Origin of the sequence: Nostoc sp. 'Lobaria pulmonaria (5183) cyanobiont' (assembly GCF_002949795.1) — a bacterium.
In the GTDB taxonomy this organism is placed as follows: domain Bacteria; phylum Cyanobacteriota; class Cyanobacteriia; order Cyanobacteriales; family Nostocaceae; genus Nostoc.
The window spans coordinates 2390050-2405621 of sequence record NZ_CP026692.1; the positions used below are offsets into that span (position 1 = coordinate 2390050).

The window sequence follows — 15572 nt, forward strand, 5'->3', positions numbered from 1 at the left end:
AACCTCTGTGAATAACTTGACGACAAATAAACTATCTACACCCCAGCTGTTTAAAGGCATTGCGCTATTTACACCTGGAGGAGATTTAATTTACTGCATCGACCCTAGTAAGCAAGGTCGATGGCATTTGCATTTGTGTTCGGCTTTGCAAGAAATTCTAGATTTACCAGAGCCACCACACTTTTTAGTACCTTGTTATACTGCAACTATTGACAATTGGTTAGATCCGCGCACTCAACAAGTGCGAACTTTTGCTGAAGCTTATCCGGCTGTAATTAGACATCAAGCTTTGCTTAATGCCATTTTTGGCACAGAGGAATTAGTATGGCAAGCAGCTCCTTGGCAAGAGGGATTGTGCGATCGCATGGTGTTAACAACCTATCATTCTTCATTTGGGCAGCTTTGGGAGGATCATGATTTAATTGTCCGTTTAGACCTTTCTGAACCTGTGCCAAAATATCACCAACCAGTAATAGTACAAAAAAAAGAAGCCATCACCCAAGGCTATGTTCTCCGCTTGTTTGTTGCAGGACATAGCAGTTCTACTGAACGCATTTTGCAAAATTTACACGAATTGTTAGAGCGATCGCTCGGACACCCTTATACTTTGAAGGTGATTGATGTTTTAAGTCATCCAGAACAAGCAGAACTAAATCAGGTTTCTGCAACCCCTACCCTTGTCAAGGTTTGGCCTCACCCAATTCGGCGAATCGTCGGAGAGTTGGATCATGTAGAAAAGATTTTACAGATGTTAGCTGCTAAGGAAAAATTTTAAGTAATCAGACTAGTTTTTTTGCTAAGTGCGCGAATGGGTAGGTGTTGGTGAAGGAGTAACTACAAAAATGGCTAGATTGCCGTATCTGCAAGGATTTGATAATTTTCGCACTTGAAACCATCCGCGCACCTTATATAAACTGACTTTCAGCTATTTACAATTAGCACAATTGCCAGTCCCTATGTTATGATTTTTGCATCCGCGCTATTGAACCTTGAAAACCAAATAACACAGGGCTTTCAGACGCCTGCGATCGCAATCAAATAAAATCCCTATTAGGGATTGAAACAAATGCGATCGCACGTTCACTGGGTAAATCTTTAATCGCAATCAAATAAAATCCCTATTAGGGATTGAAACTTCACATAAATTTAACTGGCACAAGCCGAAACCCGCTATCGCAATCAAATAAAATCCCTATTAGGGATTGAAACAATGACTTGATAGATAACAATGCCCCAATTTTTGATCGCAATCAAATAAAATCCCTATTAGGGATTGAAACAGAAGTGGTTGGTGCTGGTATGGACTATGCAGCTAATCGCAATCAAATAAAATCCCTATTAGGGATTGAAACAACAATCCTTCTCTCGCTGGTAATTTCCGGTTTAGATCGCAATCAAATAAAATCCCTATTAGGGATTGAAACGGATTGGCTACTATGGCATGAGATAGACCTACCAGATCGCAATCAAATAAAATCCCTATTAGGGATTGAAACCAATCATTTGCAGGTTGCAAATCTGCCAGCCTATCGCAATCAAATAAAATCCCTATTAGGGATTGAAACGCCAAATGAACCGCCAGCAGCCGCTAAAGTGGCATATCGCAATCAAATAAAATCCCTATTAGGGATTGAAACTGAGTACTCAGACATTAAAAAGCATTTTTTCCCTATCGCAATCAAATAAAATCCCTATTAGGGATTGAAACAATTACCTTTGCCTGATTTAACAAACTAGCAGAATCGCAATCAAATAAAATCCCTATTAGGGATTGAAACTAGCTGTATCTGCTGCTCTAGACTTGCATCACGGCATCGCAATCAAATAAAATCCCTATTAGGGATTGAAACTCAGTGCCTTTATGTCTTCAATTGTGTCATCAAAGCATCGCAATCAAATAAAATCCCTATTAGGGATTGAAACCCGGTATCAGTAATGGTAGATGCTGACTTCTTGGCATCGCAATCAAATAAAATCCCTATTAGGGATTGAAACAAATCATCTCTAGACTGGGCATTATAGCGGTCTTTAAATCGCAATCAAATAAAATCCCTATTAGGGATTGAAACAGTAAAAGTCAAGGGGTACGCACAGATTCTTTTTATCGCAATCAAATAAAATCCCTATTAGGGATTGAAACTTACTCAAGCCGAAATTAACGCCACAGTTGCTAAGGAAGATCGCAATCAAATAAAATCCCTATTAGGGATTGAAACTTTTCACCATCCCAGAGAACAGTTACAAAGGGATAATCGCAATCAAATAAAATCCCTATTAGGGATTGAAACTTCCATACAAGAATTTTAATGCATTTAAGAAGAATATCGCAATCAAATAAAATCCCTATTAGGGATTGAAACAAAAACAAGAAAAATGCCAAGCCTAAATAAAGATTATCGCAATCAAATAAAATCCCTATTAGGGATTGAAACTTTTGGGAACAACTTGTAAAACTGCTTTAGCAAATCGCAATCAAATAAAATCCCTATTAGGGATTGAAACGCCTGCCACCCATCCCCAGCACCAGTAACCTTCCAATCGCAATCAAATAAAATCCCTATTAGGGATTGAAACTATACGGAATCGACTTGTAATGTTGATTACATGAATATCGCAATCAAATAAAATCCCTATTAGGGATTGAAACAAGGAAATCTACCCTGCCCTGAATGCGGTAAACATATCGCAATCAAATAAAATCCCTATTAGGGATTGAAACAGCTTTTGACGCTGCCACCGAAAATCCTGCCTTATCGCAATCAAATAAAATCCCTATTAGGGATTGAAACTTAATTGTGGCTGATGATAATGAAAATTATTCCCAAATCGCAATCAAATAAAATCCCTATTAGGGATTGAAACGATACCACCAACCTTAAACAATTTACCCAACGCCTATCGCAATCAAATAAAATCCCTATTAGGGATTGAAACGAATAACCAAAGCACAAGAAACTGTTGCTGCTGCCATCGCAATCAAATAAAATCCCTATTAGGGATTGAAACGCTTTCTCAAAAATTTGCTCTACTACATCATAGTCAAATCGCAATCAAATAAAATCCCTATTAGGGATTGAAACCTTAAAATACAACAGCAAATCTAACTTGCTAGGAATCGCAATCAAATAAAATCCCTATTAGGGATTGAAACCTCGCGTTCGGGGATGCGGCTACCAAATAATCCCCATCGCAATCAAATAAAATCCCTATTAGGGATTGAAACAAAAGCTTATATTGACTTCCTGGAAAATAAGCGTAACATCGCAATCAAATAAAATCCCTATTAGGGATTGAAACGTATTGGGCAATGCTCCATGCCATTTCTAGTTGGATCGCAATCAAATAAAATCCCTATTAGGGATTGAAACGTTACCAATCAAAATGCCGTAAGACCTCGAAGTGTGCATCGCAATCAAATAAAATCCCTATTAGGGATTGAAACATTGCTTACTCGACGATCAACCCTTAAAACTCCCGCATCGCAATCAACTAAAATCCCTATTAGGGATTGAAACCTTTAAGTACACGACTTTGGACGGTACTGCTTCAACTCAAAGATAAATCAGCTATATTTAAGTTCATAGGAGAGCATTTGACAAATAACTTGCCACCACGGTCAAATAATTTGTCGCTCTACAATAAATCGGGATGACTGGATTCGAACCAGCGGCCCCTTCGTCCCGAACGAAGTGCGCTACCAAGCTGCGCCACATCCCGCCATAAAAATGGCATTGTAAATTAACAATATCACAACCTGTGCCAAATAGCAGAATTACATCTATATACATACGATCGCTTCATCAAAGACTTTGCTTGCTAGGATTGAGTTTGTATAACTCTAGTGGTAAAAGCGGATTGTGACTGTAAAACCAGACTGGTTGCGGGTGAAAGCACCTGGGCGTGAGCGCATCGGTAACGTTAAAGAAATTTTGCGGGATTTAGCCCTCAATACAGTTTGCGAGGAAGCGTCCTGTCCGAATATTGGTGAATGCTTCAACGCTGGAACTGCCACTTTTTTGATTATGGGCCCGGCTTGTACACGCGCTTGTCCCTACTGCGATATTGATTTTGAGAAAAAACCCAAACCACTAGACCCCACGGAACCTACACGACTGGCCCAAGCTGTTCGCCGCATGAACCTTAATCATGTAGTCATCACTTCTGTAAACCGAGATGACTTGCTTGATGGTGGTGCATCTCAGTTTATGGCGTGTATTGATGCAGTTAACTCTGTTTCACCCAACACCACAATTGAGGTGCTAATTCCTGACTTATGCGGTAATTGGAATGCTCTAGAGTCGATTCTACAAGCTGCGCCAGAGGTATTAAACCACAATACCGAAACTGTTCCACGTCTATATCGCCGGGTGCGTCCCCAAGGAAACTACGATCGCACATTAGAATTATTGCAGCGCACTCGCAAACTTTCTCCTAGCACATACACTAAATCCGGGATCATGGTTGGACTCGGTGAAACTGATGCCGAAATTCGCCAAGTCATGCAAGACTTACGAACCGTGGATTGCGACATTTTGACCATTGGGCAATATCTCCAACCCAGTCAAAAACACTTGCAGGTAAACGAATTTGTCAATCCAGAACAATTTGCTAATTGGAAGGCATTCGGCGAAGAAATTGGATTTTTACAAGTTGTTTCTTCACCATTGACAAGAAGCTCATATCATGCAGAACAAGTCAGGGAATTGATGGAACGTTATCCCCGGTTTAAAAGTTAGGAGTTAGGAGTTATGAGTGAGCAGATGTACTCCAACTCAAAATTATCGGTTGCAATTCTTGGTGCAGGTGCTTGGGGTGCATCTCTGGCAAATCTCGCCATAGCAAATGGTCATCTGGTGCGCGTGTGGTCGCGTCAAGGTTCCCAAATCCAAACAGTTTTAAAAGATGTCCAAATAGTCCTGTCCGCTATCTCAATGATTGGTGTGAGAGATGTTGCTTCCCAAGTTGAGTCTTTCCCCCTTTCTCCAGAAACAATTTTTGTGACAGCGACAAAAGGCTTAGATCCCCAAACTACCTGCACGCCTTCACAAATTTGGCAAACAATATTCCCTAATCATGCAGTGGTTGTTTTGTCTGGGCCTAATTTATCAAAAGAAATTCAAATGGAATTACCAGCAGCCACGGTGGTAGCCAGTAATATTCCTACGGCTGCGGAAGTAGTGCAGTTAGTATTTTCTTCTCAGCGTTTCCGGGTATATACCAATCCCGACCCCTTGGGGGTAGAACTGGGGGGAACACTGAAAAATGTGATTGCGATCGCAGCGGGTGTGTGCGATGGTTTACAACTGGGAACCAATGCCAAAGCTGCTTTAGTCACCCGTGGACTTACAGAAATGGTTCGCATTGGCAACAACTGGGGCGCCAAGACGGAAACATTTTATGGTTTATCAGGTCTAGGAGATTTGTTAGCAACGTGCAACAGTCCCTTAAGTCGCAATTACCAAGTCGGCTACCAGCTAGCTGGTGGTAAGTCACTTACAGAAACTCTCGCAAATTTACAAGGAACTGCTGAAGGAGTGAATACTTGCCGAGTTTTGATGCAACGAGCCAAGCAACAAAACATCGCAGTCCCAATTACTGAGCAAGTTTATCGGTTACTTCAAGGCGAAATCACACCCGGACAAGCACTTGATGAACTGATGTTGCGAGATATCAAGCCAGAGTACAACTACTAGTACCGACAAGGCGGAAGTCAAAAGTCAAAAGTCAAAAGTCAAAAAGCTTGTGTTGTCAGCTTTTCCCTGATTGTGAATGGTATCTCTATTTACGCCGTGCTGTACTAGTTAGTAGTCTGTCAAGTTAACTATGCTGCGTAAATAAGTTTGTAGTAAGGACTTTAGTCCTTTTCTTAAGGACTTCAGTGCTTACTACATACCAGGCTTTCGGTAGCTTGATGGACTACTAGTAATCTCTCAAGTTGAAATTGGCAAGTTAAGGCTGACATACAAGAGGATGCGGGGACACGGAGAGAGGATTTGATAATTTATCCGCATTTTCTATCTCCGTGTCGAGAGAATTTTTACCGTTAATGCTAATCACTTCCCCGATATTTATTAGTTCTACTTATACCTGAATAATCCTGAGAAAAAATTGTTAAATCGTCAGGATATTACTTTTTAGCCATGTAAATGTGACTATGCCAATTATAAAGATGACATTCACTGAAGGATGTTTATACTGTGTCGCGAAAGTTACTATCAAAAACCGATCAAGGTTGAAATGTTAACTAAGTAGTTAGAAATATTGAAAGCCTAGCTGTGAATTTAAATAGCTATTGGTTGAATCAAAACTTTAGCAGCCGATTAAGCTCAGTAATACTGTATCCAATAAAACCCTTACAGTTAATTTCTAAAAAAATTGTAATGGAACGTTCAACCATGTTAGTTCATCGTGAATCACGGGAACAATAGCAACAGTTGAATAGCTGACCGTAATCTAAGCTGACCGAAATCTATTGTTACCTGGAGCCATTGAGACGATCTTTATGCCAGCAACATCTTTTTATGCAGACGCCCCCTACAACACCAAAAAGTCTAGCCAGGCTTTGGACTCGGATCTCACGGTTGACGAAAGTGAGTTATCGGTAGATGATTTACAGGAGCTAGAGATGGCAACTGTAGACAATACTAACTTTGCTGCTAGCACCAACCGTCGGAGTACAGACCTAGTACGTCTATATCTTCAAGAAATTGGTCGGGTTCGCTTGTTGGGGCGCGATGAAGAGGTTTCAGAAGCTCAAAAAGTCCAACGCTACTTGCGGATGCGGATAGTACTTGCTAACGCCGCAAAACTTGGGGATGCAGTGATTACGCCCTATCTTCGGTTAATTGAAGTTCAAGAACGTCTTACCTCGGAACTTGGACATCGGCCATCTTTGGAAAGATGGGCTGCCACTGCTGATATAGTTTTATCCGATCTCAGACCGACTTTGGCAGATGGCAAACGTCGCTGGGCTGAAATCGCCAAGTTGACTGTAGAAGAGTTGGAGCAAGTTCAGTCCCAAGGACTGCAAGCAAAAGAACACATGATTAAGGCGAATCTTCGCCTAGTTGTGTCTGTTGCTAAGAAGTATCAAAATCGTGGTTTGGAATTGTTGGATCTAGTCCAAGAAGGTACATTAGGTTTGGAGCGGGCTGTAGAAAAATTTGACCCAACTAAGGGTTATCGCTTCAGTACCTATGCTTACTGGTGGATTCGTCAGGGTATTACACGGGCGATCGCTACTTCTAGTCGCACCATCCGCCTCCCTGTCCATATTACCGAAAAGTTAAACAAAATCAAAAAAGCCCAACGCAAAATTGCTCAAGAAAAAGGTCGCACCCCAACTTTAGAAGATTTAGCAACTGAGTTAGAGATGACACCGACCCAAGTACGAGAAGTTTTGTTGCGGGTTCCTCGCTCCGTTTCTTTGGAAACCAAGGTAGGCAAGGATAAAGACACTGAGTTAGGCGAATTACTCGAAACTGACAGTGTAACTCCAGAAGAGATGTTAATGCGAGAATCTTTACAAAGAGATTTGCATCATCTTCTGTCAGATTTGACTAGCCGGGAGCGTGATGTAATTCTGATGCGGTTTGGTTTGGCAGATGGTCATCCTTATTCTTTAGCAGAAATTGGCCGCGCTCTTGACTTATCGCGCGAACGAGTCAGACAAATTGAATCCAAGGCTTTGCAAAAGCTACGTCAACCCAAGCGCCGCAACCTTATCCGCGACTATTTGGAGTCTCTAAGTTAGTCATTTGTCATTAGTCATTTGTCATTAGAAAACTACACTTGACAAATGACTAGGGACACAGGGCTGATTTAATCCCTAGGTCAAAAGCCTCTTAGAAGCTTGTAGCAAATAATTTGTATTTAATTGTATAAGAGTTTCCCTAAACCTTTGCTCAGATATCTTAAAGGTGGGGATAAACTCAGCAATTCAAAATTCACTCATTCAAAATTCAAAGTCAAGGGATGTAATGGTTATAAACCATCCTAACTATTAGCTGTATGCAAATTAAATGCACTACAGCTTATTACTTGAATTTTGAGCAATATTTTATAAATTGTTCTTAAGTATTTAGTAAATATTGTCAATAAGCAATGATTGTTGCAAATTGCTCAAAAGATTTGTTATATTCTCAATTAACGATATTTGTTGAGAAATATTAGTATGACTGTCTACACAACTACTTCACTTAAGGCAGAATTGAACGACCGAGGCTGGCGTTTAACTCCCCAGCGCGAAACAATTTTACACATTTTTCAAGAACTTCCGCAAGGTGAACATCTGAGTGCGGAGGATCTTTATCATCGGCTAGAAACTGATGGTGAAGGGATCAGTCTGTCAACTATTTATCGGACTTTGAAGTTGATGGCCAGGATGGGAATTTTACGTGAACTAGAATTGGGCGAAGGACATAAGCATTATGAGATCAACCAGCCCTATCCCCACCATCACCATCACTTAATTTGTGTTCGATGCAACTCAACCATTGAGTTTAAAAATGACTCAATTTTAAAAATTGGGGCGAAAACCGCTCAAAAAGAAGGTTTCCACCTGCTGGACTGTCAAATGACCATCCATGCAGTATGTCCCAAGTGCCAACGAGCGCTGATGCCGCTTTAGCACTTGGGTGGATAAATAAGACGAAACTACTCAAATTAACCAAATAATTGGAATTCTGAGCAGTTCGTAATTTGCTGTTATTAGAGGCAAGTAACCAGTTGGGAAGTGAGACTAAAAACACCAAAGCGGATGTTAAAAGCGTCCGCTCTTAAGATCCTTGAGACTGATGCCGTAGAATTCTTGGGCTTGTTTAATCGCTTTTTTGGTGTCATCAGCCATTACACCATTCAACTTGCCTTTATAAAATCCCCGCTCCCGTAGTCGGGTTTGGATTTCTAGGGTATTAAATTCGCTTTTGCTAGCAGTATTAACTGAGCTATATAACTTAGCTCGTGTAGTTGGGCCAGCAACACCACTTGCACTCAAGAAGTTAGCTGCCTGAAATCTCTTTACAGCATCGGCAGTATAGGGGCCATAGTAGCCATTTGGCTCTCCCTCTAAATATCCTGCCTGGATCAATTGTTCTTGAACAATTCTAACTGGCTCACCGCGATCGCCTACACGAAGTTTGTCTCGATTGACTACCTTTTTGGGAGCCTCTTCTCCATCACCGATGCCAACTCCCGGCAATTTACCCAATGTTGCTGGGCCTGCAATTCCATCAACGCTTAATTTGTAAGAATCTTGGAAGCGCTTGACAGATTCTTCGGTAATTGGCCCAAATATGCCTGTGGCGTTTCCGTAATAAAAGCCTGCGACTCTTAACCGTTCTTGCAAAGTTCTGACATCTTCACCTTCATCCCCCTTAGCCAGGTAGTTGGGATTGCGGCGCTTGCTAGTGGCTGAACTAGCTGAACTTGTAGTGCTGGGCTTTTTCGCTTGTGCGCTTACAGCAGTAGTTTTTTTCGCTTGTGTAGCTGTATTTGTGGGCTTTTTCGCTTGCCAACTTTCTAATTTTTGCAGGGTGCTTCCTCCAACAATGCCGTCCACTGGTAAACCGGCGGCCTTTTGGAAGCGCTGTACAGCTTCTTGTGTGGATACGTCATATACTTGGGTAACAGAAGCTTGGTAAAAACCTGCTGTTTTCAAGTTTTGTTGTAAATTTCTGACAGAAGGGCCTTGATCGCCTTTTTCCAGTGCCATAACGCTGCTGACAGCGCTAAGAATGGACAGAGACAGAGCAAGGGGCATCATATACTTCCAAGCCCTACCAGATAGCCGTTTCCAGTCTGGTGCAGCTGCTTTGTTAAACAAAGAACTGAGGGAGACCAATTCACTGGGTGTGCTGTCTTCGTAGGCGAAAGCTAGGTGCAAATACGCAAGATTCTCCATATTTCTTTCCTACACCATTGATTTTTCTTCGATAACTGCTTCAGCTTGATGTACTAGGTTCCTCAAAGCTTCTAATGTTCCTATATTTACATCCTCCCATAAATTGCGCTTGTGTGCTTCTAATAATTTTTCAGCAATATCACGCAGAGCATAAGGGTTCTTTTCCTGAATAAATTCTGACACAACTGGATCGAGTAAATAAGCTTCTACTATGCCTTGATACATATAATCTTCAACACATTTAGCTGTTGCATCATAGGCGAATAAAAAATCTACAGTCGCCGCCATTTCAAAGGCTCCTTTGTATCCGTGGCGCATAACTCCCGCAATCCACTTAGGATTAACTACGCGAGAACGATACACCCGTGCAATTTCTTCTTTGAGTTGGCGGACTCGTGGTTGGGCGGGTATAGAATTATCACCAAAATAGGTTTGGGGATTTTTTCCCTGTAGAGAACGCACGGCCGCTGTTAAGCCACCCTGAAATTGGTAATAATCATCAGAATCAAGTAGGTCGTGTTCACGATTATCTTGATTGTGCAGGACAACTTGCATTTGCGCCAAGCGTTGCTTGAAGGCTTCGGCATTGGGGATTGGAGACTGAGGATTAAAGTTTTTATCCTCCCCTGCTCCCCCTGCTCCCCCTGCTCCCCCTGCTCCTGCTCCCGAAGAATAGGCGTAAGAACTCCAGTTAATGTAGGCGCGGGCTAAATCTTCGTCATCTGTCCAGTTTTGCGATTCGATTAAACCTTGAAGTCCAGCGCCGTAAGCACCTGGACGAGAACCAAAGATGCGATAACGCGATCGCACTACTGCTGCTTCTAAAGTTAATCCTTGGCTTGTCCACAAATCAGTTTCTTGGCGAACTGCATCTGCTAGGGGATTTTGTTCTGGCGGTTCATCTAAGTCTGCTACTGCTGACACTGCTTGATCGAATAAGTCAATTAAGTTGGGAAAAGCATCGCGGAAGAATCCCGAAATTCGCAAGGTGACATCTACACGGGGACGCCCCAAAATCGCTAGAGGCAAAATTTCAAAATCCACTACTCGCCGCGCTGCACCATCCCATACAGGTTGAACTCCGAGTAAAGCTAATGCTTCGGCAATATCATCACCGCCTGTTCTCATGGTGGCAGTTCCCCACATTGATAAACCTAATGTTTTGGGATACTCACCATGTTCTTGTGTGTAATATTCTACGAGGGTTTCAGCAGCTTTTCTCCCAATATCCCAAGCTGTCTCTGTGGGAATGGCGCGAATATCGACAGAATAAAAGTTTCTCCCTGTTGGTAGAACTTCTGGGCGGCCGCGTGTGGGTGCGCCAGATGGAGCGCTGGGGACATATCCGCCATCGAGTCCGTGTAATAAATGGGTGATTTCTTGATCTGTTTGTTGTAAAGCGGGAAGCAGGCGATCGCGTATCCAGGTAGAGACGCGATTCATCGCGTCTGTGCTGAGTGGGGAGACGCGATGAATCGCGTCTGTACAAGAGTCCTGATTTATTAGTTGTTCTACTAAAAGGGCGGCGTGTTCTTCTAGGACTTCGACGATATCGCCGAGGGTACGGCATTCTGTGCCATTGACTATTGAGTATTCACCACTAGTCATTGACAAATCTGCGGTGAGGGGATCGAAGTCTAGTCCCCAATCTTGAGCTATGGCACGAGTAATACCTGAAGAATGGCGATTGGGGATGCGAGCGATCGCTACTATTAAATCCCTTAATTGCCGTCCTTGAGGACATTGCCCAAAGATATGCAAGCCATCGCGGATTTGGGCTTCTTTTAATTCACAAAGATAGCCACCGATAGAATTCAAAATTAAAGATTCAGAATTAAAAATTTCTGTTTCATAATGGAATCCTAAATCTAGATGGAGATTTTCTTTGATTACCAGTTCGCGGATGCGATCGCGAATCACTGGCAAACGCGAAGGATCTAAGCTGTCCGCTTCATAATACTCATCAATTAAATTTTCTAACTGTTGCAACGAACCGTAGAGTTCCGCACGAGTCATCGGTGGCGTAAGATGATCTATAATCACCGCTTGAGCGCGACGTTTGGCTTGAGAACCTTCGCCAGGATCATTCACAATGAACGGGTACAGGTGAGGAAGTGCGCCGAAAGCTACTTCTGGATAACAATTACTCGATAAAGCCACACTTTTACCCGGTAGCCATTCTAGATTTCCGTGTTTTCCCACATGAACTACAGCATCAGCACCAAAAGTTTCTCTGACCCAATAGTAGAAAGCTAAATAAGCATGAGTTGGTTCTAAATCCGGTGCATGATAATTCAAACTGGGGTCATTATCATAACCTCTTGCTGGCTGAATTCCCACGAAAATGTTGCCGAGTTGAATTCCGGGAACAGCCCAATTTTGGATTTTAGATTTTGGATTTTGGATTGAATCTAAAATTGGTTTGTCCCACCGTTCACTAATACCTTGCTGCACTGCTGGCGGTAATGAAGCGAAATATTCTTGATATTCTTCCCAAGAAACACTTTGGTGTACCGGAAGCCATTCTTGACCTTCCGGATCGTTAGTTACGCCAGCTGTCAGCCGTTGAATCAACTCGTCTCCTTGAGCAGGTGGATTTTCTACTTCATAACCAGCCAGATGTAGAGCTTGCAGGATTTCTACACAACTAGCTGGGGTGTCGAGTCCCACACCATTGGCGAGGCGGCCATTGCGGTTGGGGTAGTTTGCCAGAATCAGGGCAATTCGCCGTTCTTGGGGTGGTTTAGAACGCAGACGCGCCCAATTTGCTGCTAGTTTAGCAACGAATTCGATGCGATCGCTCACTGGTTCATAAATTACCACATCTGTTTCTAAATGGGGATTACGAGTTTGCAATGCTTTAAAAGACACAGCACGAGTAATAATCCGCCCATCTACTTCTGGTAGCGCCACATTCATCCCAATATCGCGGGGAGAAAGCCCTTGAAATTGTGACTCCCACTGCTCAATTGACCCGCCACTGAGGATCACCTGCAACACAGGCACATCTAATTTTTGCCATAGGTCGGTTTGGGGTGTTTCGCTTTCCAAGCGTGCTAGAGAAAAACTGGTGGTATTTAGCAGCACAGCGATTGATTCAGCTTCTTTAGGTTGGAAAAATTCACTCAACTCAACTTGAACATCTGGTTCACGCAATGAAGAAACAAATACTGGCACTGGTTGTAAATTTTTCTGTACCAAAGCTTCGCATAAAGCATCAATTACTTTAGTGTTTCCCGCTAAATAATGAGCGCGGTAGAAAAGGATGCCGATTTTGGGTATGGGGCATGGGGCATGGGGCATTGGGTATTGGAACCCTTGAGCTTCTGAGGTGGATGAACGGAGTTCTGATGTGGATTCATCCAGTTCAAAGGTGGATGAACGGAGTTCCGAGGTGGATTCATCCAGTTCAAAGGTGGATGAACGGAGTTCTGAGGTGGATTCATCCAGTTCAAAGGTGGATGAACGGAGTTCCGAGGTGGATTCATCCAGTTCAAAGGTGGATGAACGGAGTTCTGAGGTGGATTCATCCAGTTCAAAGGTGGATGAACGAGTCTCTGAGGTGGATGAACGGAGTTCTAACTCTCTTCTACCCCTCTGCTCCCCTGCTCCCCTGCTCCCCTGCTCCCCACTCCCCACTCCCCACTCATACAATCCCACACGCGGAATTGGTTGTGGTGGTGGGGGATTATATGCAGTTAATAAGCAACTATCGGAGATAAATTGCAGAGCATTAACGAAATTTTCCACGCCGCCTTCGCTAAAATACTGCCATACTTGGTTAACAACACCCAAGGGCACGGTAGACTGGGAAATTAAATCGGGATCAAAAGCGTCATCCCCTGGCATTACAATGAGGGTTCTACCATTACGTTGCACAATTTCTTGCACTACTTCTAAGCCATAACCCCAGTAAGAACGTCCTCCTAACAGGCGCAAAATAATTACTTGAGCATGTTCTAAAACTTGCTCTCCGTAAGTATCTATACTTAATTGTTGCTGCAACTGCAAAAGGTTGGCGACTCTTAATGCAGGAAAGCTTACAGGTAACTTTGTAACCGCAGCTGCCAAGGTTTGAATGTCGGTATCAGCAGCTGTAATCAACACGAAAGGCGCTGGAGTTTGTTCTATAAAAATTAAACCCTCTGACTGATTCCATCCACCCGATGTGCTACTTGTACGATGCATAATCCTGTCTTACCGTTTTAAAATTGTTGGTTAGTAGATAATCAAAACAAACTTTTTTCCCCGGATTTAGCCCCCTCTCACCAAAATGATTGAAAATGCTTAGTTCTCCTGATTTGAGCTTTTCTCGAACCTTGCCTATTGTTGTATTTAATCAGCTTGGGGAATTGTTAGAACAGATGGCTCAAAGGGTGGAAAGTGCCGCTCTGGTACTGACAGAAGCTGTGCTGGTGCGGATTTGCATACCTGTGGAGTGGCAAAGGCAAAGGTTTACGCTAGTGGTTTGTGAGCAGTTTAGTGCGCTCTTGGTAGGAAACTTTGAGGAGGAGCAGGGGAGCAGGGGAGCAGGGGAGCAAGGAATTTACTCGGCACTCAATGCTCAGTTGACGTTTAATTTGGAGGCGATCGCTTCTTTTATCTACGAATTGAGAGATTTGTTTGAGTGCGATTCTTATACTCACCAAAATCTCGAACGCTATCGGCAAATTATTAGACCTAATGATGCTACGCTCCAAAGTCAATTCTCGCTGTTGTTATTAGAATATCTTTTAACTCAGCCAAACCAAGAAATAATAGCAGATCCAAGCCCAATTGGGCCGGCAGTTTATATCTGTCAGCCAGTAGAAGATGCTTTAAAAAAACAGATTTCCCAAGAGCGGTTATTAAATCAGGTAACAACACAGATCCGCAAAAGCCTGGATTTGCCCGTGATTATGGCAACGGCAATTACACAGGTGCGTGAGTTTCTAGAATTAGACAGATTAGTAATCTATAAATTTGCAGGTTCCCAAGTTAAGGCTCGACAATACCAGTCTGACATTATTCCCCTCAATGAAACGGCATTACCAACAGATATAGAACCATCAGTTAGGGAACCTGCTGAAATCTATTTTTCTATACACGAGAACAACGGTAAACACTCGCCTTTTGTATCAGTCAATAATCAACCTTTACTAGGAGACTGCCAAAAGAATGGAGGTTATATTGTCTATGAAGCCCGTGCTACAGATGCTATTACATCGGTGTTGAATTACACGGAAAAAAATTGCTTTATCCGCACCTCTCAGTGTTGGGAGAAGTATCGCCAAGGCTTTACTTTAGCTGTGGATGATGTCGAAAAAACTTATGCTCTGGAAGAGTGTTTATTGAATTTTTTAAGGGAATGCCAAGTTAGGGCTAAGTTGGCTGCACCGATTATGTTTGAGGATAAACTGTGGGGATTGCTGATTGCTCATCAGTGCGATCGCCCTCACGAGTGGAATGATAGCGAAAAAAACTTGCTGGTTGCGATCGCAGAACAATTAGCGATCGCTATTCACCAAGCAGAGTTAATGCAAACTCTCACCCAAGAAAAACAAAATCTCGAACAACGAGTTATTGAGCGGACAATGGCCTTACGCGTGCTCTCCTCGCTGCGGAAGCTGCTAGCCGGATCAAAAGTGAATTTCTCGCTACTATCAGTCATGAATTGCTCACGCCTTTAACT

General features: G+C 42.7%; 8 protein-coding genes, 1 tRNA gene and 1 CRISPR repeat array. Of the genes, 6 read left to right on the forward strand and 3 right to left on the reverse strand.

Going from position 1 to position 15572, the window contains the following annotated elements:
* Positions 1 to 7: 7 nt before the first annotated feature.
* Positions 8 to 775, forward strand: coding sequence for a circadian clock KaiB family protein (locus NLP_RS10295; RefSeq protein ID WP_104906328.1), 768 nt, complete (start codon positions 8 to 10; stop codon positions 773 to 775).
* A gap of 252 nt (positions 776 to 1027) precedes the next feature.
* Positions 1028 to 3515: direct repeats of the CRISPR family, unit length 37 nt; unit sequence ATCGCAATCAAATAAAATCCCTATTAGGGATTGAAAC.
* Positions 3516 to 3643: 128 nt separating this feature from the next.
* Here the strand turns inward: NLP_RS10295 and NLP_RS10300 are convergent.
* Positions 3644 to 3717 (reverse strand) — tRNA-Pro (locus NLP_RS10300).
* A 140-nt stretch (positions 3718 to 3857) separates the two neighbouring features.
* On the opposite strand from NLP_RS10300, the gene lipA reads away from it, so the two are divergent.
* From lipA to NLP_RS10320, 4 genes are all read left to right on the forward strand, one after another.
* Positions 3858 to 4736 (forward strand): lipoyl synthase, encoded by an 879-nt coding sequence (gene lipA / locus NLP_RS10305; protein WP_104906329.1) that lies wholly within the window; start codon positions 3858 to 3860, stop codon positions 4734 to 4736.
* A 24-nt stretch (positions 4737 to 4760) separates the two neighbouring features.
* A complete protein-coding gene (locus NLP_RS10310; protein WP_104909831.1) occupies positions 4761 to 5693 on the forward strand; it encodes an NAD(P)H-dependent glycerol-3-phosphate dehydrogenase in 933 nt (310 codons plus the stop codon).
* Between the two features lie 809 nt (positions 5694 to 6502).
* Positions 6503 to 7753, forward strand: coding sequence for an RNA polymerase sigma factor SigC (gene sigC / locus NLP_RS10315; protein ID WP_104906330.1), 1251 nt, complete (start codon positions 6503 to 6505; stop codon positions 7751 to 7753).
* A gap of 420 nt (positions 7754 to 8173) precedes the next feature.
* The gene (locus tag NLP_RS10320; RefSeq protein WP_104906331.1) at positions 8174 to 8629 is read left to right on the forward strand and encodes a Fur family transcriptional regulator; all 456 of its coding nucleotides are present in this window, start codon (positions 8174 to 8176) and stop codon (positions 8627 to 8629) included.
* A 132-nt stretch (positions 8630 to 8761) separates the two neighbouring features.
* Here NLP_RS10320 and NLP_RS10325 read toward each other — a convergent pair whose 3' ends face one another.
* Both NLP_RS10325 and cobN read right to left on the reverse strand, forming a co-directional pair.
* Positions 8762 to 9901, reverse strand: coding sequence for a peptidoglycan-binding domain-containing protein (locus NLP_RS10325; RefSeq protein WP_104906332.1), 1140 nt, complete (start codon positions 9899 to 9901; stop codon positions 8762 to 8764).
* A gap of 9 nt (positions 9902 to 9910) precedes the next feature.
* Entirely contained in the window at positions 9911 to 14089 is a 4179-nt protein-coding gene (gene cobN, locus NLP_RS10330) for a cobaltochelatase subunit CobN (protein ID WP_104906333.1), read from the reverse strand.
* 95 nt (positions 14090 to 14184) lie between these two features.
* Between cobN and NLP_RS10335 the strand changes: the two genes are divergently transcribed.
* Positions 14185 to 15570 carry a GAF domain-containing protein gene (locus NLP_RS10335; RefSeq protein ID WP_442946648.1) on the forward strand — a complete coding sequence of 462 codons (1386 nt, stop codon included), beginning with the start codon at positions 14185 to 14187 and terminating at the stop codon, positions 15568 to 15570.
* Positions 15571 to 15572 lie beyond the last annotated feature (2 nt).